The sequence below is a fragment of the Deinococcus arboris genome (genome assembly GCF_009755355.1).
GTDB classification, from domain to species: Bacteria; Deinococcota; Deinococci; order Deinococcales; family Deinococcaceae; genus Deinococcus; species Deinococcus betulae.
In genome coordinates, this window is record NZ_WQLB01000010.1 from 58,207 (window position 1) to 83,185 (window position 24,979).

At 65.7% G+C, this 24,979-nt stretch carries 30 protein-coding genes and 1 riboswitch; of the genes, 17 read left to right on the top strand and 13 right to left on the bottom strand.

Going from position 1 to position 24,979, the window contains the following annotated elements; genetic code table 11:
• Window positions 1–13 precede the first annotated feature (13 nt).
• Window positions 14–529, bottom strand: coding sequence for a hypothetical protein (locus tag GO986_RS09510; protein ID WP_232337690.1), 516 nt, complete (start codon window positions 527–529; stop codon window positions 14–16).
• A gap of 118 nt (window positions 530–647) precedes the next feature.
• Window positions 648–1,589 (bottom strand): response regulator, encoded by a 942-nt coding sequence (locus GO986_RS09515; protein ID WP_157459057.1) that lies wholly within the window; start codon window positions 1,587–1,589, stop codon window positions 648–650.
• A 128-nt stretch (window positions 1,590–1,717) separates the two neighbouring features.
• On the opposite strand from GO986_RS09515, the gene GO986_RS09520 reads away from it, so the two are divergent.
• Window positions 1,718–2,383, top strand: a complete 666-nt coding sequence (locus tag GO986_RS09520; RefSeq protein WP_232337693.1) for an HD domain-containing protein — start codon at window positions 1,718–1,720, stop codon at window positions 2,381–2,383.
• Between the two features lie 31 nt (window positions 2,384–2,414).
• Window positions 2,415–2,990, top strand: coding sequence for a hypothetical protein (locus tag GO986_RS09525; RefSeq protein WP_157459058.1), 576 nt, complete (start codon window positions 2,415–2,417; stop codon window positions 2,988–2,990).
• A 12-nt stretch (window positions 2,991–3,002) separates the two neighbouring features.
• On the opposite strand, the gene GO986_RS09530 is transcribed toward GO986_RS09525, so the two are convergent.
• From GO986_RS09530 to GO986_RS09540, 3 genes are all read right to left on the bottom strand, one after another.
• On the bottom strand, window positions 3,003–3,644 hold the full coding sequence (locus GO986_RS09530; protein ID WP_157459059.1) for a hypothetical protein: 642 nt from the start codon (window positions 3,642–3,644) through the stop codon (window positions 3,003–3,005).
• Window positions 3,645–3,672: 28 nt separating this feature from the next.
• Window positions 3,673–6,813: an eCIS core domain-containing protein gene (locus tag GO986_RS09535; RefSeq protein ID WP_157459060.1), complete on the bottom strand. Its 3,141-nt coding sequence runs from the start codon at window positions 6,811–6,813 to the stop codon at window positions 3,673–3,675.
• 64 nt (window positions 6,814–6,877) lie between these two features.
• Window positions 6,878–7,318, bottom strand: a complete 441-nt coding sequence (locus GO986_RS09540; RefSeq protein WP_157459061.1) for a MarR family winged helix-turn-helix transcriptional regulator — start codon at window positions 7,316–7,318, stop codon at window positions 6,878–6,880.
• Window positions 7,319–7,388: 70 nt separating this feature from the next.
• Between GO986_RS09540 and GO986_RS09545 the strand changes: the two genes are divergently transcribed.
• The gene (locus tag GO986_RS09545) at window positions 7,389–10,214 is read left to right on the top strand and encodes a DUF6022 family protein (protein ID WP_232337695.1); all 2,826 of its coding nucleotides are present in this window, start codon (window positions 7,389–7,391) and stop codon (window positions 10,212–10,214) included.
• 455 nt (window positions 10,215–10,669) lie between these two features.
• Here the strand turns inward: GO986_RS09545 and GO986_RS09550 are convergent, their stop codons facing one another.
• Both GO986_RS09550 and GO986_RS09555 read right to left on the bottom strand, forming a co-directional pair.
• Complete coding sequence (locus tag GO986_RS09550; RefSeq protein WP_157459062.1) at window positions 10,670–11,293, bottom strand: histidine phosphatase family protein; 624 nt, start codon at window positions 11,291–11,293, stop codon at window positions 10,670–10,672.
• Window positions 11,290–11,733 (bottom strand): acyl-CoA thioesterase, encoded by a 444-nt coding sequence (locus GO986_RS09555; RefSeq protein ID WP_157459063.1) that lies wholly within the window; start codon window positions 11,731–11,733, stop codon window positions 11,290–11,292. The genes GO986_RS09550 and GO986_RS09555 overlap by 4 nt, the downstream gene beginning before the upstream one ends.
• Window positions 11,734–12,107: 374 nt before the next feature.
• Here GO986_RS09555 and GO986_RS09560 point away from each other — a divergent pair, with 374 nt between their 5' ends.
• Window positions 12,108–12,545, top strand: a complete 438-nt coding sequence (locus GO986_RS09560; RefSeq protein ID WP_157459064.1) for a response regulator — start codon at window positions 12,108–12,110, stop codon at window positions 12,543–12,545.
• A gap of 64 nt (window positions 12,546–12,609) precedes the next feature.
• Here GO986_RS09560 and GO986_RS09565 read toward each other — a convergent pair whose 3' ends face one another.
• Complete coding sequence (locus tag GO986_RS09565; protein ID WP_157459065.1) at window positions 12,610–12,771, bottom strand: hypothetical protein; 162 nt, start codon at window positions 12,769–12,771, stop codon at window positions 12,610–12,612.
• 48 nt (window positions 12,772–12,819) lie between these two features.
• Between GO986_RS09565 and GO986_RS09570 the strand changes: the two genes are divergently transcribed.
• Window positions 12,820–13,020, top strand: a complete 201-nt coding sequence (locus GO986_RS09570) for a hypothetical protein (RefSeq protein WP_157459066.1) — start codon at window positions 12,820–12,822, stop codon at window positions 13,018–13,020.
• 29 nt (window positions 13,021–13,049) lie between these two features.
• Here GO986_RS09570 and GO986_RS09575 read toward each other — a convergent pair whose 3' ends face one another.
• On the bottom strand, window positions 13,050–13,310 hold the full coding sequence (locus GO986_RS09575) for a hypothetical protein (RefSeq protein ID WP_157459067.1): 261 nt from the start codon (window positions 13,308–13,310) through the stop codon (window positions 13,050–13,052).
• 181 nt (window positions 13,311–13,491) lie between these two features.
• Here GO986_RS09575 and GO986_RS09580 point away from each other — a divergent pair, with 181 nt between their 5' ends.
• From GO986_RS09580 to GO986_RS09610, 7 genes are all read left to right on the top strand, one after another.
• Window positions 13,492–13,725, top strand: a complete 234-nt coding sequence (locus GO986_RS09580; RefSeq protein WP_157459068.1) for a hypothetical protein — start codon at window positions 13,492–13,494, stop codon at window positions 13,723–13,725.
• 106 nt (window positions 13,726–13,831) lie between these two features.
• Entirely contained in the window at window positions 13,832–14,080 is a 249-nt protein-coding gene (locus GO986_RS09585; protein WP_157459069.1) for a DUF7669 domain-containing protein, read from the top strand.
• 303 nt (window positions 14,081–14,383) lie between these two features.
• Entirely contained in the window at window positions 14,384–14,830 is a 447-nt protein-coding gene (gene queF, locus GO986_RS09590; RefSeq protein WP_157459070.1) for a preQ(1) synthase, read from the top strand.
• Window positions 14,831–14,832: 2 nt separating this feature from the next.
• Window positions 14,833–15,237, top strand: coding sequence for a 6-pyruvoyl trahydropterin synthase family protein (locus tag GO986_RS09595; RefSeq protein WP_157459071.1), 405 nt, complete (start codon window positions 14,833–14,835; stop codon window positions 15,235–15,237).
• Entirely contained in the window at window positions 15,234–15,926 is a 693-nt protein-coding gene (locus GO986_RS09600) for a 7-carboxy-7-deazaguanine synthase QueE (RefSeq protein ID WP_157459072.1), read from the top strand. The genes GO986_RS09595 and GO986_RS09600 overlap by 4 nt, the downstream gene beginning before the upstream one ends.
• A gap of 97 nt (window positions 15,927–16,023) precedes the next feature.
• Window positions 16,024–16,725, top strand: a complete 702-nt coding sequence (gene queC / locus GO986_RS09605) for a 7-cyano-7-deazaguanine synthase QueC (protein WP_157459073.1) — start codon at window positions 16,024–16,026, stop codon at window positions 16,723–16,725.
• Window positions 16,726–16,769: 44 nt separating this feature from the next.
• On the top strand, window positions 16,770–16,994 hold the full coding sequence (locus GO986_RS09610; protein WP_157459074.1) for a hypothetical protein: 225 nt from the start codon (window positions 16,770–16,772) through the stop codon (window positions 16,992–16,994).
• Between the two features lie 52 nt (window positions 16,995–17,046).
• On the opposite strand, the gene GO986_RS09615 is transcribed toward GO986_RS09610, so the two are convergent.
• On the bottom strand, window positions 17,047–17,217 hold the full coding sequence (locus tag GO986_RS09615; protein ID WP_157459075.1) for a hypothetical protein: 171 nt from the start codon (window positions 17,215–17,217) through the stop codon (window positions 17,047–17,049).
• A 158-nt stretch (window positions 17,218–17,375) separates the two neighbouring features.
• Window positions 17,376–17,445: riboswitch (guanidine-III (ykkC-III) riboswitch) on the top strand.
• A gap of 20 nt (window positions 17,446–17,465) precedes the next feature.
• On the opposite strand from GO986_RS09615, the gene GO986_RS09620 reads away from it, so the two are divergent.
• The gene (locus GO986_RS09620; RefSeq protein WP_157459076.1) at window positions 17,466–17,786 is read left to right on the top strand and encodes a DMT family transporter; all 321 of its coding nucleotides are present in this window, start codon (window positions 17,466–17,468) and stop codon (window positions 17,784–17,786) included.
• 47 nt (window positions 17,787–17,833) lie between these two features.
• On the opposite strand, the gene GO986_RS09625 is transcribed toward GO986_RS09620, so the two are convergent.
• Together GO986_RS09625 and GO986_RS09630 are read right to left on the bottom strand one after the other, a co-directional pair.
• Entirely contained in the window at window positions 17,834–18,922 is a 1,089-nt protein-coding gene (locus GO986_RS09625; protein WP_369409270.1) for a quinone-dependent dihydroorotate dehydrogenase, read from the bottom strand.
• A gap of 5 nt (window positions 18,923–18,927) precedes the next feature.
• Window positions 18,928–20,148: an MFS transporter gene (locus tag GO986_RS09630; protein WP_157459078.1), complete on the bottom strand. Its 1,221-nt coding sequence runs from the start codon at window positions 20,146–20,148 to the stop codon at window positions 18,928–18,930.
• Window positions 20,149–20,179: 31 nt separating this feature from the next.
• Between GO986_RS09630 and GO986_RS09635 the strand changes: the two genes are divergently transcribed.
• A complete protein-coding gene (locus GO986_RS09635; protein ID WP_157459079.1) occupies window positions 20,180–20,872 on the top strand; it encodes a hypothetical protein in 693 nt (230 codons plus the stop codon).
• Between the two features lie 48 nt (window positions 20,873–20,920).
• Here GO986_RS09635 and GO986_RS09640 read toward each other — a convergent pair whose 3' ends face one another.
• Window positions 20,921–21,382: an RrF2 family transcriptional regulator gene (locus GO986_RS09640; protein WP_157459080.1), complete on the bottom strand. Its 462-nt coding sequence runs from the start codon at window positions 21,380–21,382 to the stop codon at window positions 20,921–20,923.
• A 100-nt stretch (window positions 21,383–21,482) separates the two neighbouring features.
• Here GO986_RS09640 and GO986_RS09645 point away from each other — a divergent pair, with 100 nt between their 5' ends.
• From GO986_RS09645 to GO986_RS09655, 3 genes are all read left to right on the top strand, one after another.
• The gene (locus GO986_RS09645) at window positions 21,483–22,253 is read left to right on the top strand and encodes a hypothetical protein (protein ID WP_157459081.1); all 771 of its coding nucleotides are present in this window, start codon (window positions 21,483–21,485) and stop codon (window positions 22,251–22,253) included.
• 118 nt (window positions 22,254–22,371) lie between these two features.
• Window positions 22,372–24,261, top strand: coding sequence for a chorismate-binding protein (locus GO986_RS09650; protein ID WP_369409271.1), 1,890 nt, complete (start codon window positions 22,372–22,374; stop codon window positions 24,259–24,261).
• Complete coding sequence (locus tag GO986_RS09655; RefSeq protein WP_157459082.1) at window positions 24,258–24,953, top strand: aminotransferase class IV; 696 nt, start codon at window positions 24,258–24,260, stop codon at window positions 24,951–24,953. Before GO986_RS09650 ends, GO986_RS09655 begins: the two co-directional genes overlap by 4 nt.
• Window positions 24,954–24,979: the final 26 nt, after the last annotated feature.

A 24,979-nucleotide genomic window follows, 5' to 3' on the forward strand; every position in this document is an offset into this window, starting at 1 on the left:
GGAAGCGGCGGCTCTACGCCAACTCACCGGGCAATAGCAGCGTGGGCCGCGCCTCCAGCGCCACGCTACCGGTGTCGTCCAGCCGGGCCAGCACGGCCTCAAAGCCCCAGTCCTGCGCCCAGAGCCGCTTGACCGCGTGCAGGGCGGCGGTGCCGGGAGGCTGCACCTGCGCGGTTTCGGCCACCTGTTCACCAGGGCGGCGCACCACGAGTGTGGGGCCCAGGTCGGCCCGCGCCAGCGCCCGGTAGAACTGCTGCACAGCGTCGTCCATCAGGTAGGTGGTGCGAATCAGCACCTGGGCCTGGGTCGCCAGTCCTTCCAGGGCGTCCTCATCAATGCGCGCGGGGCGCAGAGGCGCGAAGAGGCGACGGAGCTGCTCCGGCAGATTGCCGTGACGGTAAAAACTTTCCTCAAAGGTGGGCGGGAGGCCCAGGCCCCGCACACCCTGTTCGGCCAGACGCGCGCCCTCGGCGCCCAGGTCGCGGGCCATCTGTGCTGGGGACGCCCCCGCTTCGGCCAGAATCACCATGGGACCCAGCCTAGCGTGCTCCTCTGCCCGTGACAGCGAGAGAGTGCCTTCTGGCCGTCAGGTGGCGTGAGCAGCACCAGACAAGTCAGCCTCTCCCTGAGAGTGATAAGGCTTCCTCTCAGTTCAGGCGGTGGCGCAGCCAGGCCTTGACGCCGCTAGCGCTGGGAGTGTCGCGCACCAGGGCCGCCACCACCCCGCCGGGCACCGGGCAGACCACCAGCACCTGCTCCTGAAACTCGACTTGCAGCGCCTTGATGGGCAGAGGCTGGGCCAGGTGATGGGTCAGGGTCTGCGCCGCCGTCATCAGAAAGCGCAGGTATGCACCCACCTCGGCACCTATTTCAGTGGTCACGCTCAGGGCCGCGCCGCTGCTGTCAAAGGCGCCGGCTGCACTGACGCCCGGCAACACGCTCAGGCCTGCGATATATGCCTGGGCCTGCTCGGCGGCCTGCAGGCGGCTGGCCGCTTCCTGACGCTGGGTGGATGTGGGAGCAGCCAGAGGCTGAGAGGCGGGCGCCTCTTCAGGCTCTGGGGGCGCCGGCACAGCAGCTGGTTCAGCGGGCACTGGGGCTGCCTGTCCCTGCGGGGCCTCTGGCGTCACCCGAATGGGGCCCAGGCGCGGCGCAGGAGCAGGCGACGGGGGGGGCACCGGGGCCACCTTCACCTTAGGGTCAGGCAAGATCAGCTGCCCGGCCAGCCACTCCTGCAAGGCCGGAAACAGCCGCTCGGCCCGCAGGGGCTTACGCAGCACGTCCAGCACCCCCAGCGCGCGGGCCTGGGCACGCAGTTCATCCTCGACGATGCCGCTCATAAACACTACGGGCAGGTCAGGGTGAGTGCGCCGCAGCCGCTGCGCCAACTCCACACCGCTCATGCCGGGCATCCGCACGTCGGTCAGCACCAGGGCCGTGTCAGGGGTCAGGCGCTCCAGGGCAGCGCTGCCGCTGTCAGCCAGGGTGACCGGCAGATGAGGCCGCAGCATGGACTCCATGGTGTGCAGCAGCCCCGGACTGTCATCCACGATGAGAATCGAGGGCGGGTGGGGGGCGGCGGCGGTCATGCCCTACGGTAGCCGCCGGAGCATCACCCGCCGCTTACGCCCGGCCCGGCCTGCGTGAGGTTTCTCACCCGATCTCATGAAGTGGCGCCCCCCACCTGGGGGCATACTGCACCCATGATGGAGTCCGCTTGACCTCGCCTCTGGCGCCGCTGCTGGCGCATGATCCCCGACTGAACGCCGTGTGGACCTGGGTTCAGGGCAACATGCGCGCCGACGCCGCCCATGATGAAGGGCACCTGGCGCGGGTCGCCCGCTGGACGGTGCGCTGCGCCCCAGACGAACCCGCTGCGCTGGCAGTGGCGGCGGCCCTGACGCACGACGTCGTCAATCTGCCCAAAAACCACCCCGAGCGTGCCCAGGCCAGCGAGCGCAGTGCCCAGGCGGTGCGGGCGCATCTGCCAGGGCTGGGCTTTACCGCCCACGAAACCGAGGAGGTCGCGCTGGCCGTGCGCGACCACAGCTTCTCGCGCGGGGCCATTCCGCAGACCACCCTGGGCGCGGCCTTGCAAGACGCCGACCGGCTGGACGCCCTGGGAGCACTGGGGGTGCTGCGCGTGGCGGGTGTGGGCGGGCAACTGGGGCGCGCGCTGCTGCACCCAGAAGACCCCTGGGCGGTGGCCCGCACCCCCGACGACCTGACCTATACTGTGGACCACTTTTTTACCAAGTTGCTGCGCCTGGACGGCACCTTCCGGACCCTCCCCGGCCAAACCGAGGCCCGGCGCCGCACCCTGACCATGCGCGCCTTCCTGGCTGAGCTGGCCAGTGAGTTGGAGGTGGCCCCGCCAGGATGACCTGCTCATCGCTGGGCTTTACGCTGGACCTATGCTCCGGCGCACCTGGCAGTCCGCAACCGCCCTTCTTGTGCTGGCAGGTGGCAACGTACAGGCTCAGTCCACGCCTGTCCTGACTCCGCTGACCCTGAAGGGCTTTCAAGACTGGGTGAACCGGGTCTGCGCCAGTGGGTGTACTGAGGTCAAACCAGCAACCTTGCTCGCTGTCCACGGCGAGCAGCTGCTTCCAGGCGGCAAGGTTTTTCTCGTGCGCCGTGGCCAGGAAAGGTTTTATCTGGCATACGACCTGGGCACCTACAACGGTCAGCTGGACCTGAGTCAAATCGCCTTCTTTCCCGTTCGTCTACAAGACCGGTGGACGCCGCAGCGACTGGAGACTGTTGCTGCGTGGTTCAAGGCCCTGGCTGGCGGTCAGGCGGATGCCAAGAAGTTATGGACTTGCGTTGAAAGTTTAAAGAGGAATCAAGTGTCGAGCGAGCTTTTTGATAATGGCTATGGCAAGACAGCACTCGGCATTCTGAAGGTTGGGCCGCAGGGCACGACCCAGGGAAAGTGCTTTTGGCTCAAGGGCGACAAAGCCGTGGGGTTTGGCTTCAGAACGTACTGAAACTAAAGTCCGTTACCTGTCTGCCATGAGGTTCTTCTTCAGTTTGGCTTCCAGGAACTGGGGCCTCAATTGAGCAGGAGCCAGCATGCTTAAGCCCAGCTGAGTGAAGCCAGGCGAACATGATTTGAATTTTGCACGAAGCGACAGCCGCACGCCCGCCACACTCTTTGCCTGCTGATAGTCAAAGAACGCAAACTCTCGAAAGTCAAAGGGTTGAAGAGAGAGGCACCTTGTGACTTCCAGTGCCTCGTTGATAGTTTCCAGATCCGAAATTGCTCCTGTAATACCGTAATCTCGCAGGGCTTTTTGAACGAATGGGTCCCCCGAAAGGGCTCTGAGTACCTCCGCTCTACTGAAGAGTTCCAGAAGACCAACAGGTTTCCCTGTGGCCAGATTCAAAGTCCCATACGTTCTAAGAATCGCTGGACTGGCCCCGCAGTAGTACTCCTCCTGCGTGAAGTAGGAGGCGAAATGGCCGACCAGAGACTTGACTTCGCCCTGCCAGCGGTCAGCTGAGGTCGGGCAATCAGGGTCTTTCCTGCTCTGGTAGATGGGTGTTGTTTTTGACGAACTGAAGGCGGTGGCTCGCTGGCCGTCATAGAAGACTTTCCAAGCGGAGTTCGAGAGCTGTCCGGCGCTACTGGTACCAGACACGCAGAGGGCGGCAAGCCAGAGGGAGCGCCTACGCATTCCCGGCTGCCTTGTAAGCCGTACTCAGATTTTTCCAGTTCTGATTCTTTAACAGAGTCTGCAAGAAGGCCTGGGCTTCTGCGGCAACCTTGGCTCCGTTCTGTAGTCCGTCGCCGTTGATCATGTTTCTGGCTCCAGTGAAATCATTCCCCTGAACATTGAAATACATATCGAGGCTTTGCAGAATGCGCTGTCCCGCAGCATTCTTCTTACTTCTAAAAGACCCCGCCTTCATACCTTGCACCAAGATCACGCTCGCAAGCTCTGGGACCTGGCTGACATGTTCATGCTGGGTCAGCAGGTCAATAGGCACCCCGCCCTTGCCATATTTTTTCCCTGCAAAAGAGTATGAAAAGCCGATCTTGTTGAGCAGGGCACTCATGGTCCCGTAGTTGCTTCTCCCGGTGAGCTGGACGAAGCCTTGGCCCCTGTAGTTGTAGCCGTCATCGGTTCCCGCCCTGTTGCCCAGCCCAGTATTGCGCCCATACGCCTCGTTGAAATAGGCAACGAGGCTGGCACCAGGAACCCTTCGACCTGTGACGTGATTCACGCGGTAGGACCCCTGTGCATCCTGCTTCAGAGGGTTGGCATCTTCCTGAAGAGTAGCGCTTCTTGTGAACTTAGGAATGCCGAATCCAGTTTCGTGATAGGCCGTCGCCAGGACGTAAGCGACTTGGTTAGGATTGTCGATTTTTGCGCGCAAACAGTCGTTGAAGATCAGTTCGAGATGCTTTCGCAGGAGGGCCGGCACCTCAGCCTGTCTCTGAACTGACAGCTGGTTGGGCGACAGCATAGGCATCTGCACAAACTGGTCAATCAGACCGGCTAACTGTCCCTGAAAGCCGCCGCCGCCGAGAGCAGCTTTGGTTTCTTTAGCCATGAGTTCCGGCGTTGTCCCAGGCACTCGCACACCAGCACGGGCGAAGAAAAGCATCGGGTCTTCATAATGCTGTTTGACAAATTTGTTGATTTCTTCCTGGGTTTTTCCTACTGGTGTACCATTCCACATCGCCGCATTGACATACTCCTTGATAACATCAAAGTGAAGATGTGGCAAACCAGTGTTGGTATTTCCAAGAACTGCCATCTCGGCCCCGGCCTTGACAATCTGACCAACCTTCAATGTCCCCAGATCTTTCAGATGGCCGTAGCGTGTGTGGCGTTTAAATTGCGGATGGTACAGAACGATGGTGTTGCCCATCCCAGTCCAGCCCTTGTACCAAACGATGCCATCTGCGGCAGCTTTGGCCATGGAGCCTCCAGGAACATTTTCCATGGTGGTATTTAAGTCCCAACCGCTATGCACCTGATGAAGACCAGAAGCGTACTTCAGAGGACCATTTTTGTCCTGGTAATCCGGCCCTTGGCCAAAGAACTCGGTGCCTGTCCAGGGACGTGCCGTCTGCACTTCAGCCGGCTTCAGGCCTTTGACATCCGCCAGCATTTGCCGTGTGACGGCTCCAGCGAGACCAGTTGGCTGGGGAGCAAATCTGGTTTGGCCTGTGGTGGCCGTGGTGGTGGCGAATGACCCCTGCGCGCTGAAATCCTTGGGGTCCAATTTCAAAGTGGTGCCATCGGGCAGCTTGAGAGAGGCCGGCACGGCGTGGATGCCTTGGTCTAGGCCCGGGCCACCCCCGGCACTGTCTGCCTCCGCCTCCGGTACAGTCTCTGATTCCTGATGCTCTGCCTTCAGTCGGTAGGCCACAGGTTTGCCCTGGGCATTTTGCCCCAGCCAAGTACCCAGCACCCGCGTCGGCACGCCCTTCTCGTTCTGCTCAATACGGCCATGAAACTTGCGAGCCTTGTCCTTCAGGACACCCGTTTGATAGCGGGCGGTCCAGTACACGTTCCCCTTGCTGTCCAGAAATCCATCAATGCGGCCCGTCCCGTTCGTGGCCGTGAACTGCCCAACAATTACCCCTTTGCCAATCACTTGGAGAGCTGTGATGCTCAGTTCAGAACTTCCAGTAGGACTGGCAAGTTGCCCTTCGAAAGCGTGGGGCTGCTCCCAGCGCCGCGAGGCTGTAGGCGCTGCCAGTCGCTGAAGAGCCTGACCGGGTGACATGTGACCAAAGCTCAGCGGCGGCGTGGCACGCCGAACCGCCTGCCTGGGCAAAGCCGCTATCTGCCGACCCATGTTCTGCGCCTGCACCTCCAAACCGGCGTCCGGGTCTACGCCAGGCCCCACCTGCCCCCGCATCTGCTGCACGGCGTGGGTGGCCTCGTGCGCCAGCAACTCCAGCCCAGTCTGGGTGTTGGGGTCATATCGCCCGGCCTGAAAGTAGATATCAGTGCCACTGGTAAAGGCGACGGCATTGACTCCTTTGGCAAGGGTATGGGCTTCAGCGTCGGCATGGACGCGGACTCGGCTCAGGTCATGGTTGAGGCCCTGTTCCAGATGCCGCTGCACTGCTCCGGGCAGTGGACGCCCTGCCCCCCGCCGCGCCTGTATACGTTCCAGGGCCGGTTGCGCCTCCTGGGCGTCCAGTTCTGCCAGCTGCCGCTGAAGGGTCTGCTGGGCCAGTTGCGCCCGCGCGGTCTGCTCACGGGCCAGGGCGGCGTCCAGCGCGCGTTGCAAGGCTGGGCGCTCTCCAGGGGGCACCAGCGCCAGGGTCGCCCCCGCCACCGGCGCGCTAAGTGGGTGGTCCTGCAAATGGGCCAGGTGCGCCGCCAGACGTTCTTGCCGCACCTGAGCAGGCCCTGACTCCCGGCGGTAGCCTTGGCTGAGGTGCGTGGCCACCTGCCGCTGAAGGGCCGTCCACGCTGTCCATTCTCGTGGCGACAGCGCTTTCCCCTCTGTCTGCTGGGCCTGATGGCGCATGACGGTAACCCAGTCGGCAGGGCTGCGCGGCGCAGTAGGCACCGGTGCAAGCGTGGAGGGGACTGGGTGGGCGACATCCTCCTGCGACTGCGTCATCAGTCTCTGCCGCTGAAGCGCGCGGGCCTGGGTATCTGCCTGAAGCAAGGCAGAGGCCGCCAAGACAGGCTGAACCACCTGCCGCTGAAGTGAAAGCGGACGGAACAGGAAGGAAGGCAAGGCGGGTGATGGGGCGTCAACCTGCGGAGACAAAGAGGAGGACTTGTGCGGGCGGCCCGCCTTTGTCCGGCGCAGGGGTTTGGATTCAAAGTTCATGGTGCCCTCCCGGTCAGCTTCATGGTAGGAGGTTCACCCGAAAAGTCACGCGAACTTGTGGCCCTCAGCGCCGGGCCAGTGCCCGCTCCACCGCTGCCAGCAGTTCCACGGCGTTTCGCACGGCCACTTCATCTAACCCGTCAGCCACCCGATTGGCCCAGGCCGCCTGAGCGTCTTCGATGGTCGTCAGCACCCGCTGGCCTTCGGGGGTCAGGCGCAGCAGCTTGGCGCGCTTGTGGTCAGGGTTGGCTTCGTAAGCCGCCAGGCCGTCCCCCACCAGCAGGTCGGCCGTGCGCTGCACGCTCTGACGGGTCAGGCCCATCGTGCGGGCCACCGCCGCCACCGACTGCGGCGCGTGGTCAATGCAGCCCATCACTTGCCAGCGACTGCTCGTCTGGTCACTGGGGGCTGTCAACCGGTCACCGGCCTCTAGTAGCAGCCCATTCAGGTGAAACACCTGCACCACAAGATCGGCAAAGGCAGCGGCGGCGGGCGTAAGGGCCATATCTTGACAGCATACTGTCATTTTAAGTACGCTCATTGACTTGACAGAACACTGTCAAAAGGAGGCTTCTATGACTGTCCTTCCTTCTGTTCCAAGTGGTGAGATTGAAGCGCTAGGCGAGTGGCTGGATGCTGTTCTGGCCGCCCAGTGGCAGACCGTGCTGACCACGCACGCCGACAAGTTGGCCGACGCCTATGCCCGGGCCGGCGACGCGGCCTACGGCACCTACCTGAATCTGCTGCTGCGCGGGGCCAAGCGCGACCTCCGCGCCGCTGGCCTAAGCGCCGAGCCACCGCTGCCGGGCGAGTTCGGGGTTTCGCGTGAGTGGGGCAACGCCGACGAGACCGATCAGGAACGCTGGATGTGGAGCGTGGTACGCAGCCCAGCAGGTGAGGCGCTGGGCACCCTGGTCCTTACGGTGCCCCACAGCCACGCCCAGTTCCAGCTGCCCCGGCGGCCCCGCGCGTTTGGGCTACGAACCGTTGACCTGGCGGACACCGAGGCGTCCCTCTCGAAGAGGTCGCCCGACTTTGCCGCCGCCCTCCCCTTTCACGGCTGGTACCAGGCCTACCTGGAGAGCCAAAGGTTAAGCTCCGCTCAAGACCAAACGCCGGGAATTTTCACATCTGGCTCAGAGAGGCTGGAAGCAGGAGGACCATCCATGACGGAACGGGCATTCATTGAAGTGCGTGGGGCACGCGAACACAACCTCAAGAACATCTCGCTCAACATTCCCAAGCACCGCATTACCGTGTTCACTGGAGTCTCGGGGTCCGGCAAGTCTTCGTTGGTGTTCGATACGGTGGCCGCCGAGGCGCAGCGGCAACTGAACGAGACGTTCACGGCCTTTGTGCAGGGTTTCCTGCCCCACTACGGGCAGCCGGACGTAGACCGCGTGTCGCATCTGAATGCGCCGGTCATCATTAACCAGAAGCGGGTAGGCGGCGGATCACGGTCCACCGTGGGCACCTACACTGACATCGCCGCGCCGCTGCGCCTGCTGTTCTCGCGGGCCGGGCAGCCGTCGGCGGGGCCAGCCTTCGCCTACTCCTTTAACACCCCGCAGGGGATGTGCCCCGAGTGCGAGGGAATTGGCAAGACCACTCAACTGGACCTGGACCGGCTACTGGACCGCACCCAGTCGCTGAACGGCGGCGCCATCCTGCACCCGGACTTCAAGCCCGGCAAATGGCTGTGGAAGACCTACGCCCTCAGTGGCCTGTTTGACAACGACAAACCTGTGCAGGACTACACCGAACAGGAACTGCACCTGCTGCTGCACGGGCGCGACCTCAAGGTCTCACTGGGTGAGATCAACATGACCTATGAAGGGCTGGTCGAGCGCTTCGAGCGCATGTACCTCAAGAAAGACGCCGCCGCCATGTCCGACCGCAGCCGCGCCGTGTTCGAGCAGTTTGTGACCAGCCAGACCTGTCCGGTCTGCGGCGGGGCGCGCCTGAACGCTGCGGCGCTGGCCTCTCGACTAGAGGGGAAGAACATCGCTGAGCTGTCGGACCTGGAAGCGACCGAACTGCTGACCTTCTTGCAGGGGCTGACCGACCCTGCGGCGGCCCGCGTGGCGGCGCACCTGGCCGAGCGACTAGCCCACCTGGTCGAGATTGGCCTGGGGTACCTGAGCCTGAGCCGCGAGACTGCCACGCTGTCCGGCGGCGAGAGCCAGCGCCTGAAACTGGTGCGGCACCTGGGCAACAGCCTGACCGACATGCTGTATGTGCTAGACGAACCCAGCGTGGGCCTGCACCCGCGCGATGTGTCGCGGCTGACTGGCCTGCTGGGCGCGCTGCGTGACAAGGGCAACACCGTGCTGGTGGTGGAACACGACCCGGATGTCATTCGGATGGCTGACCACGTGGTGGACATCGGGCCGGGCCCCGGCGTGCGCGGCGGCGAGGTGGTTTTTGAAGGCAGCATTGAGGGCCTGGAAGCGGCGCCCACCCTGACGGGCCGGCACCTCACCCAGCAGTTGCCTCTGAAGGCGTCCGTGCGAGAGCCGCGCGGGTGGCTGAGTGTCAAAGGGGCGCGGCTCCACAACCTCAAAGACGTCTCTGTGGAGATTCCAACTGGCGTCCTGACAGTGGTGACGGGCGTGGCCGGGTCCGGCAAGAGCACCCTGATTCACGACGTGTTTCTGCCGCAGCATCCCGACGCCATCGTTATTGACCAGTCGCGCGTGACGACCAACAGCCGCTCGGCGCCCGCCACCTACACCGGCATCATGGACCCCATCCGCAAGGGGTTTGCCAAGGCCAGCGGCCAGAGTCCGGCCCTCTTCAGTTTCAATTCGGAGGGCAGTTGCCCGAATTGTGCAGGTCTGGGCGTCGTCTACACCGACCTGGCTTTTATGGAAGGCATCTCGACCGTGTGTGAGGTCTGCGAGGGCAAACGCTTCAAGCCCGAAGTGCTGCGCCACACGCTGCGGGGCCAGACCATCAGCGACGTACTGAACATGACGGCCGAAACGGCGCTGGCCTTTTTCACCGAGAAACCCGTTCGCGCGGTGCTGCAAGCCATGAACGACGTGGGCCTGGGCTACTTAACGCTGGGCCAGCCGCTGAGCACCGTGTCGGGCGGCGAGGCGCAGCGCCTGAAGCTGGCGACCGAGCTGCACAAGAAAGGCAGCGTCTACGTGATGGACGAACCCACCACGGGCCTGCACCTGTCGGACATCGGCCTGCTGATGGGGATTATTGACCGGCTGGTGGACGGCGGCAACAGCGTCATTCTGATTGAGCATCAGCTGGACGTCATTCGGCAGGCCGACTGGCTCATTGATCTGGGGCCGGAGGGGGGCCGGGCCGGTGGGGAAGTGCTGTACAGCGGGCCGCCGAAGGGGCTGCTGACCTGTGAGCGGTCGGTGACGGCGCGGTATCTGTAGACGGCGAGGGCGACAGCGCGCAACGCTTGAGCAATCAAAAGGTATGCACCTACCGAACGTGGCGGTTTCTGACCGACTGACCCCACCCCCCAGCCCCCTCCCCCAGAGGGGCAGGGGGGGCAATCGCTGCGCTGGGCAAGAGTTTCTACTGATGTTGGCGACGTTGCTCAACTCGTTCACGGGTCTGGCCTCGACGCCATCCTTCGCCCCACCGCAAGGGCCTGCGCGCTGCGCGCACAATGGCCTCGTCTGGACCTGGGCGGCACTGAGGCAAGGTGTGCGGGTGTGAACAATAGGTTCTACTTTTAAAAACAGGTAGGGCTGTTGCTCCCTCCACGCCTATAGGGGACACAGAAAGCAGGGGACACAGAAAGCTGTGAAGCAGAGGACGGGGGCAGGGGCGTATGACCCCTGCTCCTATCTTTTCCCACTCCCTACTTCCCACAACCTGCTCCTTACTCCTCCAAATGAGCGTGGTCGTTGTAGGTCAGGAGGGTCCAGCGGCCGTCCACGCGGGTCAGGGTGGTCAGGCTGGTATGGGAGAGCTGATAGGGAAACGGCAGCACGTAGCCGGGTTGCGGTGTGGCAGGCCAGCTGAACAGGTCGCACAGCAGCGCGCGGATGGCTGCGCCGTGGCTGAAAGCGATCACGCGCCCACCTGCCAGGCCATCGGCCCAGTCGCGCAGGCGCTCGGCCACCTCCTGTAGGCTCTCGCCGTCCGGGGCCGGCTGCCCCCAGGGGTCGCGCTGCCATTCGGCATACCGGGGGTCGTGCAGCACGTCGTCGGTGATCACACCTTCAAACGCCCCGAAGGCCAGTTCGCGCAGGCGCACATCCAGAATAAGGGGCTGCCCAGGCAGGGCCAGCATGGCCGTGTCGGCAGCGCGGCTCAAGTCGCTGCTGTGAATGGCGTCGTAGGTACGTCCGGCCAGGCGGGCCTGCAATTTCAGGGCCTGTGCCTCCCCCGCTTCGCCCAGTGGGGTGTCGGTCCAGCCCTGCCAGCGCCCGGCACCGTTCCAGTCGGTCAGCCCGTGGCGCACCAGGGTCAGGTGCAGCAGCGGCAAGAGGTCTTCACTCATGGGCGGGCCTCTGGGTCCGGCTGGGCGCTGCTGGTGTCCTGGCCTTCAGGCAGGGGCGGCACCGCTCTGGGCTTCCCGGCGTCATCCAGCGCCACAAACACGAAATAGCCGGTGGTCGCTATCTCCTGCTCGCCGCTGGCCATGTGTTCGCGGTAGACATCCACCCGGATGGTCATGGAGGTGCGGCCCACCTTGACCACCTGGGCGTCCAGCGCCACGGCGTCGGCCACCCGAATGGGCACGTGGAAGTCCACACCGTCCATGCGTGCCGTCACCACGTTGCCTCCGGCGTGACGCACAGCGGCGATGCTGGCGGCCTTGTCCATCAGGGACAGCACCCAGCCCCCGAAGGCAGTGCCGTGATAGTTCGTGTCCTTGGGAAACACCAGTTCCAGCATGCGGGCGCGGCTGCGCGGCGCCTGTCCTATCTTTTCTTCCATTTTCCCCCCTCTAGCCTCTCTAAGGCCCAGGTGACTGAGCCCCACGGCCGCCTTGCATCAGCGCCTTCTTCTGGCCCTCTGCGCGTCCGTGAGTGTACAGGCGCGGCGGAATGCTCGGGTCGGTGTCGGCCGGAAATCAGATCAGCTCGTCAGAGGTCCACGCACCTCGGAGCGATCAGGGGATTTGATCTCTATGTCAACCAGACTGTTCTAGCAGAGGCCAAAGGCACAGCTGGTCAGAGGCAATGGCACAGCGATCAAGATGACAGTACGCTGGTCACTCACGACTGGAATATAGGGACAGTCCCACAACACCTAAGGCTTAACCAAGCTCTAGAGTCTCAAAGCTATCTCAACAGTGATAGACCTCGGGGATGCCCTCGACACCGACCTTTTTGCTGATCGAGGATTCACCATTTGACCGCACGCTGATCCAGGCGGTCTTCGAGTTGGTCGCCCCCGAGGTGGTTCTGACTGTGGTGCCTGGAGGGCAGGCCGCGCGGTCATATGTGCAGACGACTATGCCCGCCGGCCCGCAGGTCGTCCTGTTGGGGCTCCACCTGGACGATGAGCAGGTCTGGGCAGTCTTGGCCTGTCTTCGGCAGCAGGGACCGTGGGCGACGATGCCGGTCATGGTGCTCGGGGCGGCTCTGCGCGAGGACGATCTGACGCGGGCGTATGGCCTGGGTGTGAGCGCGTGCGTACACAAGCCAGATGCCGTTGCCGAGTGGGAAGCGCTGGTGCAGCAACTGGTCGTGTTCTGGTCCGGCGTGCAGTATCACTCTGGCACGGGGCAGCGCTTCTCCAGATAAGCGCAAAAAAGCGACCCAGTGGCCGCCTTACTCTCCTGACTCCTGAGTGACTCATATGCGCTGCTTAATTGACCGGCAGTACACCTGCGCCAGCGGCCAACGCCGAACGAGGCGTATGGAGCACCAGCCAGAGCACCAGATTGCCCACCACCAGAGCAATCACCGTCAGCATCAACCAGACGGGAATGCCACCCGGTGCACCTTCTTTCAGATTCAGAGCTTTCACAGCCAGGTGTGCAGGCCTGCACCTGACGGGTGAGGCGTAGGCTAAGGGATGGACACCAATAAGGTCGCCTTTGCCACCGCTGCGCATCTGTTCCGCCTGTACGTGATGGCTTTTAGCGGTATTGAGTCTGAACAGGCGGCCGTGACCTCGGCGGGCGCAGCCGTCGAGGCTTATCTGGTGGACTGCGGCATGTCGCAACACGAAGCGGCACGGCACCGCGACGAACTTATGTTGTCGTTCCGAAATTAGGCCGCACGCGGGGGGGCCTGCCGCACCCCTCACGAACGCGGCAGAAACGACAGGTGCCCTTCAAAGGAACGGAGGCGCAGGCGGGCGGGGGTCTTCTCACTGAGGGTCCCCTGCATCCACCCAAAGGCGGTGTTGACCTGCACGGCACATTGCCCAGCGTTGGCCGCGCAGGCGTCTTGGACGGCTTGAAGATCAGAAGCCAGCACGCCAGATAAAGGCCGAATAGGATCAGCAAAGAGTGTCATCCGTTTGGTCGGTGAAATTGCATAAAGGCCTTCGAGTCTCAACATCAGAACAGCATAGTTTATTTATGAAGTGTCAACTGCATGGGCAGAACTATTAGATCTCAAAAAACACGCCGATCAAATGAAGTTGAGAGAAGGATTTTTTCTTGCCATCAGAACATCATGAGGGTCAGATAGACTGTAAAAGTTCGGGCTTCATTTGGAGCTCTGGCAAAGCGAGGCAGTCATGAGCAGTTTTTCTTTCCTGGCCCTGTCCTGGGTGCCGGGCACGATGGACCGTGTGCAGTTCACGACCGCAGGGCGCCGGTATACCGTGCTCTTGCGGCATATTGAACAGACCACGGTGCACGCCGTATCGGACCTGTACCTCAAAGGCCGAGTCATTCTTCAGGTGAGTGCCGAGCATCACGCTCAGCTGATGAGCACCCTGGCGCTGCAGGTTCGCGCCGTGCCCGCCTGAGTTCATTTCCTCTCTGTGTGGCCGCTGTCTGAAGCGTGGCCCAGCGGTGTCGAGCGCGCCACGGCTCGTTCCAATTCTTCTCCTGCGGTCCTGTCACACTGCACAGATGACGTGCCGAACAGACATCCTTGCCGTGGCCCGCGACCTGGCTGCCGGGCATCCGGAGGGCACGTTTTCAATGCAGGACATTGTGCAGGCCTTGCGCGCACAACAGACCACCCACACCGACGCACAGATCCGGCGACATGTCAGAGCGATCATGTGTGCCAACAGCACTGAAAAGGGTGCCGGGCAGTTTCCGGATTTGGAATGGGTGGCCCGCGGCCGATTTAGATTGTTGGAACAACCGGTGTAATGACCTCACTTTGGGCGGCGACACTGGCCGCCCATGTTCTCTTGCAGTGGCCCTCTGCTGAAGGGCTGAGTTGGCACAAAGACTCAGGACCTGGTGACTTTCCCACCCGTCCAGATGCAGTCTGGGCAGGCTCCGAATCGAAACAGTGGCTCTAACGCCTTGCTGATCATGTCTCTGTCTTCCCTGCGCACCCTTCGCCTCAGTAACGGCTGATTCCACCACCAGCCGAATGAAGTGCGGCTAAGATGACGCCGGGCCGACCTGTTTTGTTGGCCTGCTGCCACGCGCAGCCAGAGGAGACCTATGACCACCACGCTTCACCCTGCCGACGCCCAGACCGGGTTTCAGCGCCGCTACGACGTTCAGGACCTGTCGGCCATTGATGTGGCCATTCTGGACACTTTTCCGCATGTCCGGGAAGACGACCAGAGCCCGTACCCCGGCCAGCCCATCGAGATCGTGATCTCGACCGACGAGTTCAGCCCCGTGTGTCCCTGGAGCGGCCTGCCCGACTTTGGCCGACTGGAAATCCGCTACGTCGCTGCCGAGAAGTGCGTCGAGCTCAAGAGCCTCAAGTATTACCTCACCAGCTACCGCTTCGTGGGCATCTACCACGAACACGCCACGCGCCGCGTGCTGGCCGACCTGGTGCGGCTGCTGGAGCCGGTCCGCATGACCATCACCTGCGACTATGGCGTGCGGGGCGGCATCAACACCGTGGTCAAGGCCGAGTACACGCGGGCTGACTGAGCATGCCCTGGCAACTCAACACGGAGTTCACCTTTGACTCCGCGCACGTCATCACGGGCTACGACGGGCCGTGTGGCCGCCTCCACGGGCACACCTACCGGGTGCGCCTGGAGCTGAGCGCCGACCGTCTGCGCTCCAGCGCCCATGTGCGGCGCGCCATTATGGTGGCCGACTTCAAGACCCTCAAGTGGGCCAAAAAAGATGTCCAGGCGGGCGGGCTTGACCACGCCTACCTGAACGACCTGCTAGGGGACGACACCACCGCCGAAGTCATCGCGGCCCACATTCACGGCGAAACGCTGCGGCGAGTCCGGGACACCCTGGACCCCGGCGACCAGGGCCAGGACCTGTGCCTTAAGGTCATTCTCTGGGAAACGCCCGATTCCAATTGCGAGTACTGGGAATGAAATACCCGGTGTACGAACGGTTTTACACCTGGCAGGGCGAGGGGGTGCATCTGGGCCGGGCGGCGTACTTTATCCGCCTGTACGGCTGCCCCCAGGCCTGCCCGTGGTGCGACAGCGCCGGCACCTGGCACCGGGATTACCGGCCGGACTCGGTGCCGCTGCTCTCGGCGCAGGAGCTGAGCGAGGCTGTCCAGCAAGAAGCGCCGCAGGGTGCCTTCGTGGTCCTGACGGGGGGCGAGCCTATCTTGTTTGACCTGGCCCCACTCGTGACCCTGTTGCATGCCCAGGGCCGCCGCGTCCACCTGGAAACCAGCGGCATTGCTCCTCTGCGCGGCGCGGTGGACTGGGTCACCCTCAGCCCCAAGCCGTTTGGCCAGCCGCCTCTGCCCGAGGTGGTGGCCCAGGCCACCGAAGTCAAAATTATCGTTCACGAGCCGGACGACATTGCAGCCGGCCTGGCGACATTGGAGGGCCTGCCGACCGACGCGCCCATCTGGCTGCACCCGGAATGGAGTAAGGCCCGCGACCGAGACGCTGGCGTGCTGAATGCCATCACCCAGGCGGTCAAAGCCGATCCCCGGCTGCGGGCGGGCTACCAACTACACAAGCTGTACCGCCCCGATGAACTGGACCCCCACAGCGACAAGCGCCTAATTCCGCTGGGCGGCCAGGTCGCCCTGGGGTACTGATCTGGACTGCACTACATGTCCGTGAGCCTACGGTTGTCCCTTCTTCCTCCTGCCGGAGTTCACCGTTTTCGCTACCAATTCAACCGGAGTTCGCATCATGCCTGAACGCGCCGTTGTTCTTCTGTCGGGTGGGCTGGACTCCAGCACCGTGCTGGGGCTGGCCACCCGCGCGGGCCTGGCCTGCACCGCCCTGTCGTTCCGCTACGGCCAGCGCCACACCATCGAGCTGGAGCGGGCCAGCCAGATTGCCGCCCACTTTGGGGCCAGCCACCGCGTCGTGGACATCAATATCGGGGCTTTTGGCGGCAGCGCCCTGACCGATGAGACCATGGCTGTTCCGACCGGAGGCACCTCGGCCGAGATCATTCCGCCGACCTACGTGCCGGGCCGCAACACGGTCTTCATTGCGATTGGACTGAGCCTGGCCGAAGCCATCGGCGCCTCCACCCTGCACCTAGGCATCAATGCCGTGGACTACAGCGGCTACCCCGACTGCCGGCCCGAATACCTGGCAGCGTATCAGCGCCTGGCCGACCTGGCGACCAAAGCAGGGATTGAAGGCCACGGGGCGCAGCTGGTGGCGCCCCTTCAGCACCTGACCAAAGCCGACATCGTGCGCGAGGCCCTGGCGGTGGACGTGCCAGTGAACGTCACCTGGTCGTGTTATCAGGGCGGGCAGGAACCCTGCGGCGAGTGCGATTCGTGCCGGATTCGGGACGAGGCGGCGGTCGCAGCTGGACACCCGGAACTGGCCACCCCCATGGGCCGCGCCCGCCTAGGGTTGACCAGCCTGTCTTGACCGCCCTCTCACGGCCCCGCCAGCCTGGCAGCGCATCCTGGAGCATGACCCAGAACAGTGAAGATCCCAGTGTGGGCACCGGGCTGACCGACCAGCAGGCCACCGACCTGAACGCCAACCCCGGCCGGGGCGCCCGCCACGAACCCGGCGCGGGTGAGGACCCGGATGAGGGCGCCGAGGCCCTGGAGCCGAACGCCACCCAGGACCGCCTGGAAGGGAACGACGAGGACGGCAGCCAGGCCCAGGACGGCCGCAAAGACGCGGGCTAAGAATCAATGAGCAGGGCCCACCCATTAATCCGGGTGGGCCTTGCTCCTGCACTCAGCTGTGGCCGGGGTCGCTGTCGTCGCTGGGACGGCCGTGGGTGCCGTCCTCAGCCTCTGCCGGCTTGGGCTGCTGCAGCGGCTGGTCGGCCTGGGCCGGGGTTTCCGTCGGCTCGGTGCTGGGGGTGTCGGTATCGCTGACGGGCGTTTCGGGTGTTGGGTCGGTCATGGGGGCCTCCTGAGGATTGGAACCCCTTGAGCATGCCTGGCGCCACCCTCACCTGCCCCCAGACAACCTAAAGCGGCCTTGAGATCCATTAGGTGCGGTGTCAACGCACCCTGACACGCTTCTCCTCTGCTGCTTACATTGCCGCGTTACAGTGGCCTGAGTCGCCCCCAGCGGGCTGACTTCCGGACGAGAGACCCGCCGTACCCGGTCAGGACAAGACGGCGCTGGCACACTGGAGGTGTCACGGTATGGCATGGACGCTCCTCGTTTTGGCGGGTCTGCTGGAAGTCGGCTGGGCCATTGGCCTGAAATACACGGAAGGGTTTTCGCGGCCCTTGCCCACGGCACTGACGCTTATGAGCATGGTCGCCAGCCTGGCCCTGCTGGGCCTGGCCACCAAGACGCTGCCCATCGGTACGGCTTACGGGGTCTGGGTGGGGATCGGCGCGGTGGGTGCGGGCATCCTCGGCATCGTGCTGTTTCACGAACCAGCCACGGCGGCCCGCATGGGCTTCATGGCGCTGATGCTGGTGGCCATCATCGGTCTAAAAGTGACCAGCGGGCACTGACAGCCGGAGAGGTCGGGCGTGCTGAGCCCCTGACCTCTCCACCATTCTCACTGGGCGTCCACGCCCACCGCGTCTTCGACCGTCCCCAGGCCGTCGCGGCGCAGCAGGTCAGCCAGGCCCACGTTCAATTCGCGCACCAGGCCGGGGCCACGGTAGATCAGGGCGGAGTACACCTCGATCAGGCTGGCCCCCGCGCGGATCTTGTCGTAGGCATCCTGGGGGGTGAAGACGCCGCCCACCCCCACGATGGGCACACGCCCCCGCGTCTGGCGAAAGGCGGCGCGCACCAGGGCGGTGGCGCGGGCTGTCAGGGGGCGACCGCTCAGGCCACCAGGCTCCCGCTGAGCCGGGTGACTCAGGCCGTCGCGGGCCAGGGTGGTATTGCTGACGATCAGGCCTGCGGCTCCCGCATTCACCACCGCGTCCACACTGGCTTCAAAGTCGGCGGGGTGCAGATCGGGGGCCAGCTTGACCAGAACGGGCGGGGCGCTGAGGGTGCGGACACGCCCGGCCTCCACCTCTGCCAGCACCTCCCGCACCAGGGCGGCTAGGTCATCTGCCGCTTGCAGGGCGCGCAGCCCCGGCGTATTGGGGCTGCTGACATTGACCACGAAGGCGTCGGCCACGTCTTGCAGGGCCGCCACGCAGCGGCGGTAATCCTGAGCGGCGTCCTCGTTGGGCGTCGCCTTGTTCTTGCCGATATTCACCCAGACCGGCACAGCGCGCGTGCGTAGCGCGCTCAGGCGGGCGTGCAGGGCGGCAGTGCCGGCATTGTTGAAGCCCATGCGGTTAATCAGCGCCTCGTCCTCTGGCAGGCGGAACAGCCGGGGCCGGTCATTGCCCGCCTGCGGCAGCGGCGTCACGGTGCCGACCTCCAGAAACCCAAAACCCAGCGCGCCGAAAGCCGGCACCGCCACCCCGTTTTTGTCCAAGCCCGCCGCCAGCCCCACCGGCGAGGCGAAGTGCTGGCCCCACAGCGTCTGCGTGAGGACCTCGCCGCCCGGCACCGTCAGGGCGCGCGCCGCCTGAGGCCACAGGGGCACCTTCGAGGCCGCCTCTAGGCCCCCCAGCGTCAGGTGGTGGGCGTCTTCGGCGTCCAGGCGGAACAGGGCAGGCTTCAGCAGCGAACGGTACACGGCCTTCAAGATACGGGGGCGGCCGCCCGGCCTGTCCGGCCCAGCAGGCGCAGGGCCGCCAGGCCCACCAGCACCTGAATCACCCCTTGCAGGCAGATGACGGCCAGAATGCCCTGCGGCCCACGCGCCAGACTGGCGAGCCCTGTGCCCAGCAGCACCCCGGCGGCCATCAGGTGACCGGCCAGGCCGAAGACCCGGCCCAGCGCGGCGTCCGGGGTCAGGCGCTGCACCAGGGTGGTCCAGCCCGCGCCGGTGGCGGCGGCCGGCAGCCCCACCAGCGCCATCACCAGCAGCGGCGGCCACACCTGCGGGGTGAGCAGCGGCAGGCAGAAGACCGCCAGGTCGCCCAGGCCCAGCCCCAGACTGCCCGCCACCAGCAAGGCCTCGGGGCGAAGATGCGCGGCGAACCGGGCCACCAGCGCGCCGCCCACCAGGCCCCCCACCGCCTGCACACTCAGCAGCCAGCCGTAGGTGCGGGCGTCACCGTGCATGACCTCGGCCACAAAGGGGGCAATCAGGGGGCCAAACACACCCTCTCCCAGCGCCGACAGGCCCGCCAGCCCCACGAGGAGGCGCAGTGGCGGCGAGCCGCGCACGGTGTGCCAGCCGGCCACAAACGCGGCCCGCAGCCGCGTCTGGGCGGCCTCCGGCGCGGCGGGCATGCGCGGCACCCCCAGCAGCAGCGCCGCCGCCAGCAGGAACGACAGCAGGTCGGCCAGCACGGCGGCCCGCAGCCCCAGCGCCGCCAGCAGCGCGCCGCCCAGGGCCGGGCCTGCCAGCCGCGCCAGATTGTTGTTCAGGGCATTCAGGGCGTTGGCGCGGGCCAGCTGGTCGGCGGGCACCAGCGTTGGCAGCAGCGCGCCCTCGGCCGGGCCCACCGGCAGCGTCACGAGCGCCAGGAGCGCAGACGACAGGGCGGCCGCCCACAGCGGCGGCAGGTCGCCCCCGCCCACCAGCAGCGGCAGCAGCGCCAGGGCCGCCAGCAAGTTGCTGGCCAGCAGCACGTCGCGCCGGGGCCAGCGGTCAGCCAGCACCCCGCCCAGCGAGCCCAGCAGCACCCGAGGCAGGGTGCCGGCCAGAAACATCAGCGTTGCGGCGGGCACCGAGCGGGTCTCCAGATACACCTGCGCCGGCAGGGCCGCCGCCAGGAGCCAGTTGCCGGTCATGCTGATCAGGCCGGCCCACCACAGCCGGGCAAAGGGACCAGAGAGGATCAAGGTGAACATGCCCCGCAGCGTGCGAGCTACCCTCTGACCAATGACACTGCCTTCCCGTCAAAGACCTGTGGTGGTGACAGACCCGCAGGCGGCGGCGCTGCTGCTGGACGCGCGGGCGGTGCGCGCCCTGGGGCCCTTTCTGGGCCGCGCCCTGAACGCCCAGGCGGCGGCGCGCGAGGCCGGGCTGCCCATCAGCACCTTGCAGTACCGGGTGCGGCAGTTTCTGGCCTGCGGGCTGCTGCGCCGCGCGGGCCTCCAGCCCCGCGCTGGGCGCGCCATGACGCTGTACGAGGCTCCAGGCGCCCTGTTCGTGCCGTTTGCCTCCACTCCACTGGTATCGGACACCCTGCTGTCGGCGGCCAGTTTCGGGCGGTGGCAGGCGCGGCTGACCCGCTCTATCGGCGCGGCCTGGGTGCAGGCGGCGGGGCAGCGCCGCATCGGGCTACATCTGATCGGTTCAGAGCAGGGCCTGATCTCCCGCAACGTCGAACCCGAACCTGACCCGGAAGCCCCCAACAGCTTTTTCGAGTATCTGCTCAGTGACCAAGGGCCGGCGGTGTGGGATTCCTGGGGCGTCCTGAGCCTCCCGCCTGACCAGGCCAAGGCCCTGCAACGGGACCTCGCGGCCCTGATGGGCCGGTACCGTTCGGTCGAGACCGAAGGCGTCACGCCGCATATCGTGCGCGTGGCCATCGCGCCGCTGGTGCCCGAGGACGGCGAGGCAGAACAGTAAAAAAGGCCAGCGCAAGACGCTGACCCTGGTCCCGCAGTTCACCGAAGTTTAAACCGGCGGGTGCGCGTAACTGCTTTCCAGCTGCACCAACCGGGCGTGCTGCTGCTGCTCGCTCTCGACCATCAGATCGGCCAGGGTGGTGCTTCCCAGCACGTCGCGCAGGGCGCTGTCCACGCGGTGCCACAGGTTCTGGGTGCCGCAGACGTTCTGGCTTTCGCAGACATGGTCGTCTTCCACGCAGGACACCGGGGCGATGCTGCCTTCCATGGCGGTCACCACGTCGTAGGCACTGATCTCCTGGGCGGGGCGGGCCAGACGGTACCCGCCGTGCGCGCCGCGAATACTCTTGATAAAGCCCGCGCGGCGCAGGTTGCTGGCAATCTGTTCGAGGTAGTGCTGGCTGATGCCCTGACGTTCAGACACGTCCTTGAGGGGCACGGCCTCACCGCCCCGGCGCGCGATTTCAATCAGGGCACGCAGGCCGTATTGCGCTTTGGTCGAAACCCACATGCCCCCAGTCTACTCCGGAAACTCGGACACAACGTAAGGGTTTTTTCGTTGTGACCTCCACGAAACGCCCATGCAACGGCCCAGGGCCTAACCTGCGGCCATGATTCCTCTGGTTCTGCGCCGCGCGGCCTTCCTCGCCCTGCTTCTTGTGCCGGTGGCCTACGCCCAGAGCGGCTGTGTGGGCTTCGTGTGCAGCGCGCCTGGGGCAGGCACGGCGGGCCGGGGACCGCTGGACAGCGCGTATCTGGAGGTGCTGGGGCGCGTCAGCAGCGCCCAGGAACGCGGCTTGTGGGAGGCGCGGGGCGTGCGCGAGGGGACCCTGAGCGCCGCGCAGGCGGCCCAGGTGCGCGCCGAACTGCGGCGCAACGTGCACGCGCCCGCAGCCAGCGCCCTGCTGAGCGACCTGACCCTGCGGGTGTTTCTCGATTCGTTCGGGGCCGCGCCGCACCCCAACAATCCCTTTTTCAAGCTGCTGGGTCAGCTGGCCAAAAAACCCGACAGCACCTACGCCAGCCTGCTGGACTTCACGCGCAGCTACCTGCAAGACCCGCAAATTGACGGCGCCCGAGAAGGGCTGATTTCCGCGGCCTACATCCGCAGCCTGGGCCGGCCGCCCAGCAGCGGCGACCTGACCTACTGGCAGGCGCAGGTGAAGGCCAGTGGCCGCAACTTTACTGACATCGTGCAGGCCGGCCAGGACTGGGTACTGAGTGCAGGCAACGAGGCGGAATTTTCGGCCCTGATTCGGCGGGCGTTCAAGGCGGCTGGCCGCGCCGCGCCCACGGGCGACCAGATCATCAAGATTCGGCTGGCCAACCAGACCACGCGCCGCACCTTCGACGAATGGAAGGTCTTTGTGCAGAAGTTCTAGCTCAGGGCACTGGGGACTGGGGCTCTCTGGGCCGCCTGGACATCCTGGCAGGGCTCCGGCTGGGGAGGCCGTGACCCAGGCCCCTGCCTGTGCCGCAGAGACGAGTAGAATCCGCCCCGTGACGGCGCCTCCAGTGTTGCCCCCCGACCTGTCTCCGGCCCGCGCTCTGCGCCGCCTGCACGCGGCTGGTGCGCCGGGGCTGGTGCTGCTGGAATCGCTGGGGCCAGTGGTGGCGTACGGAAGGTACACCTTTCTGAGTGCGTGGCCGAGCCAGGTTCGCCATGATCTGCCGGACGTTCCGGCTGGGGACGCCCTCTTTCCCGCCTGGCTGGGCGGCCTGAAATACGAGGCGGCGCGGGGCTTTGGCCTGAACACGCATCCGGCCCAGGGCGAGGCGATGTGGTGGGGTCACTACCCCTCGGGGCTGGTGTGGGACCGCGCCGCCGGCACCCTGGACGTGGTGGGCAGGGCGCATCTGGACTGGGCTGCCCTGCTGTCGGGCGATCCTGGCCCGGAGCCTGAGCTGACCGTGGGCCCTTTCGGCGCCGATGACGTGGACTATCCAGCCGGCGTGCGGGCCGTGCAGGAGCTGATCCGGGCGGGTGAGGTCTATCAGGTCAACCTCTCACGCGGGGTGCAGGCGCAGGCCCACGGCGACCCGCTGGCGGCCTACCTGCGGCTACGAGAAGTGAACCCCAGCCCCTTTATGGCGTATGCCGATCTGGGGGACGAGGTGGTGGTGTCGTGCAGTCCAGAGCGGCTGGTGCGCTGGGCCGGCGGCCTCGTATCGGCGCGGCCGATTGCCGGCACCCGCCGCCGGGGCGACACGCCACAGGAAGACGCCGCCTTTGAAGCCGAGCTGCGCGCCAGCCCGAAAGAAACCGCCGAACACACCATGCTGGTGGACCTCGTGCGGCACGACCTGGGCCGGGTGGCGGCGCCGGGCAGCGTCACGGTGCCCGACCTGATGCTGGTCGAGCGCTACAGCCACGTCATGCATCTGGTTTCGGAGGTGCAGGCACAGGCCAGAGCCGGCGTGACGCTGCGCGAGGTGCTGGCCGCCACCTTCCCCGGCGGCACGATCACCGGCGCCCCCAAAGAGCGTGTGATGGAGGCGATTGCGGCCCTGGAACCCGGGCCGCGCGGCTGGTACACCGGCGGCCTGGGCCTGATCAGCGGGGCGGCGGTGGACCTGAATATCCTGATTCGCACGGCGGCGTTTACTCGCACGGACAGCGGCTGGTCGGTCGAGGTGCGTGCAGGCGGCGGCACCGTCATCGACGCCGACCCGGCGCGCGAAGCCCAGGAAACGGTCCACAAGGCCCAGGCCCTCCTGAGCGTGCTGGCCGGCGTGCCGGGCCGCCCAGCGCAGCCGCCGGTCCCGCCGGTGCCAGGCCGTCCCTGGGCGCCGCCCCCGGCCCAGACCTCGACCGGCCTGCGGGTGCTGCTGCTGGACAACCGCGACTCGTTTACCTGGAACCTGGCCCACGACCTGCTGGCGCTGGGGGCACAGGTGGAGGTGCGGTCTCAGGACGAGGCAGCGCGCGATCTGCTGGCCAGCCAGCCGGACGCGGTGTTGGTCGGGCCAGGGCCAGGGACGCCCGAGACCAGCGGCTGCACCCTGGCCCTGACGCGCGCCTGCCTGCAGGGCGGCGTGCCGCTGCTGGGCGTGTGCCTGGGGCATCAGGCGCTGGGGCAGGTGCTGGGCGGGCAGATTGCGCGGGCCGCGCCGGTGCATGGCCGCCCAGAGTACGCGCGCCACAGCGGCGCCGGCCTGTTTGAGGGTGTGCCGCAGGGCGCGGCCTTTGGGCGCTATCACTCGCTGGTCGTTCGTGACCTGGACCCCGCCCTGGTGACCGCCACCAGCGAGGACGGCGAGGTCATGGCGCTGGAAGTGCCGGGCCGGCCTGCCTGGGGGGTGCAGTTTCACCCCGAAAGTGTTCTAAGCCCCGCCGGACGCACCCTGCTGGGCAACTGGCTGGGGCTCAGCGCGGCGCACCGGCGATGAAGCCCCTGCCCGACGAGCTGAACCAGCCCGCCTGGCTGCACGGGACGTCGGCTTTTACGACCGTGCGGACCCGGCACGGCACAGCGCTCCACTGGCCCGCCCACCTGAGCCGGCTGCGCGGCACCTGCGCCTTTCTGGGCCTGCCTGTGCCGGACCACGTTCTGCCCGCCTTTGACGCCTTCCCCTGGGGCCTGCTGCGCGTCACGGTGACCGAGGGCGGCACCTTCTGGTCCCACCGTGCCCTGACCCCTGGCCCCCGCCCATCCGGCGTGACGGTGCGCCTGACGGACGTGCAGGTTCACCCTCAGCTGGCCGCCCACAAGACGGGCAACTATCTGCCCGCCCGTCTGGCGGCCAAGCAATCGGCGCCCGCCTTTGAAGGCTGGCTGCAGGACGCCGGCGGCCACGTTGTGGACGGCAGCCGGACGGCGCCACTGCTGGAACTGGACGGCGAGCTGGTGGTGCCCGCCGGTGGCCTGCCCAGCATTACGCGAGTGGCAGCTCTGGCAGGGCGACCCCACGTCACGCGCCCGGTCCACAGGGCCGACCTGCCCCGCATCACCCGCGCCTGGATCTGCGGCAGCGGCGTGGGTGTGGTGCCTGTGCAAAAGATTGAAGGGCCAGCATTAAACTTAGCCCTGCCGACCACCTGGCTGACCACGGCGGACCCTGCACTGGTATGGCCGGAGTGAGTGGGGTGTGGGGAAGGCCGGAACCG

Bases quoted from the DNA above. Each gene is read 5' to 3' on its own strand.
- GO986_RS09510 (WP_232337690.1), bottom strand. From the start codon at position 529: ATGGTGATTCTGGCCGAAGCGGGGGCGTCCCCAGCACAGATGGCCCGC.
- GO986_RS09515 (WP_157459057.1), bottom strand. From the start codon at position 1,589: ATGACCGCCGCCGCCCCCCACCCGCCCTCGATTCTCATCGTGGATGAC.
- GO986_RS09525 (WP_157459058.1), top strand. From the start codon at position 2,415: ATGCTCCGGCGCACCTGGCAGTCCGCAACCGCCCTTCTTGTGCTGGCA.
- GO986_RS09535 (WP_157459060.1), bottom strand. From the start codon at position 6,813: ATGAACTTTGAATCCAAACCCCTGCGCCGGACAAAGGCGGGCCGCCCG.
- GO986_RS09540 (WP_157459061.1), bottom strand. From the start codon at position 7,318: ATGGCCCTTACGCCCGCCGCCGCTGCCTTTGCCGATCTTGTGGTGCAG.
- GO986_RS09545 (WP_232337695.1), top strand. From the start codon at position 7,389: ATGACTGTCCTTCCTTCTGTTCCAAGTGGTGAGATTGAAGCGCTAGGC.
- GO986_RS09550 (WP_157459062.1), bottom strand. From the start codon at position 11,293: ATGAGTGAAGACCTCTTGCCGCTGCTGCACCTGACCCTGGTGCGCCAC.
- GO986_RS09555 (WP_157459063.1), bottom strand. From the start codon at position 11,733: ATGGAAGAAAAGATAGGACAGGCGCCGCGCAGCCGCGCCCGCATGCTG.
- GO986_RS09560 (WP_157459064.1), top strand. From the start codon at position 12,108: ATGCCCTCGACACCGACCTTTTTGCTGATCGAGGATTCACCATTTGAC.
- GO986_RS09570 (WP_157459066.1), top strand. From the start codon at position 12,820: ATGGACACCAATAAGGTCGCCTTTGCCACCGCTGCGCATCTGTTCCGC.
- GO986_RS09575 (WP_157459067.1), bottom strand. From the start codon at position 13,310: ATGTTGAGACTCGAAGGCCTTTATGCAATTTCACCGACCAAACGGATG.
- GO986_RS09580 (WP_157459068.1), top strand. From the start codon at position 13,492: ATGAGCAGTTTTTCTTTCCTGGCCCTGTCCTGGGTGCCGGGCACGATG.
- GO986_RS09585 (WP_157459069.1), top strand. From the start codon at position 13,832: ATGACGTGCCGAACAGACATCCTTGCCGTGGCCCGCGACCTGGCTGCC.
- queF (WP_157459070.1), top strand. From the start codon at position 14,384: ATGACCACCACGCTTCACCCTGCCGACGCCCAGACCGGGTTTCAGCGC.
- GO986_RS09595 (WP_157459071.1), top strand. From the start codon at position 14,833: ATGCCCTGGCAACTCAACACGGAGTTCACCTTTGACTCCGCGCACGTC.
- GO986_RS09600 (WP_157459072.1), top strand. From the start codon at position 15,234: ATGAAATACCCGGTGTACGAACGGTTTTACACCTGGCAGGGCGAGGGG.
- queC (WP_157459073.1), top strand. From the start codon at position 16,024: ATGCCTGAACGCGCCGTTGTTCTTCTGTCGGGTGGGCTGGACTCCAGC.
- GO986_RS09610 (WP_157459074.1), top strand. From the start codon at position 16,770: ATGACCCAGAACAGTGAAGATCCCAGTGTGGGCACCGGGCTGACCGAC.
- GO986_RS09615 (WP_157459075.1), bottom strand. From the start codon at position 17,217: ATGACCGACCCAACACCCGAAACGCCCGTCAGCGATACCGACACCCCC.
- GO986_RS09620 (WP_157459076.1), top strand. From the start codon at position 17,466: ATGGCATGGACGCTCCTCGTTTTGGCGGGTCTGCTGGAAGTCGGCTGG.
- GO986_RS09630 (WP_157459078.1), bottom strand. From the start codon at position 20,148: ATGTTCACCTTGATCCTCTCTGGTCCCTTTGCCCGGCTGTGGTGGGCC.
- GO986_RS09635 (WP_157459079.1), top strand. From the start codon at position 20,180: ATGACACTGCCTTCCCGTCAAAGACCTGTGGTGGTGACAGACCCGCAG.
- GO986_RS09640 (WP_157459080.1), bottom strand. From the start codon at position 21,382: ATGTGGGTTTCGACCAAAGCGCAATACGGCCTGCGTGCCCTGATTGAA.
- GO986_RS09645 (WP_157459081.1), top strand. From the start codon at position 21,483: ATGATTCCTCTGGTTCTGCGCCGCGCGGCCTTCCTCGCCCTGCTTCTT.
- GO986_RS09655 (WP_157459082.1), top strand. From the start codon at position 24,258: ATGAAGCCCCTGCCCGACGAGCTGAACCAGCCCGCCTGGCTGCACGGG.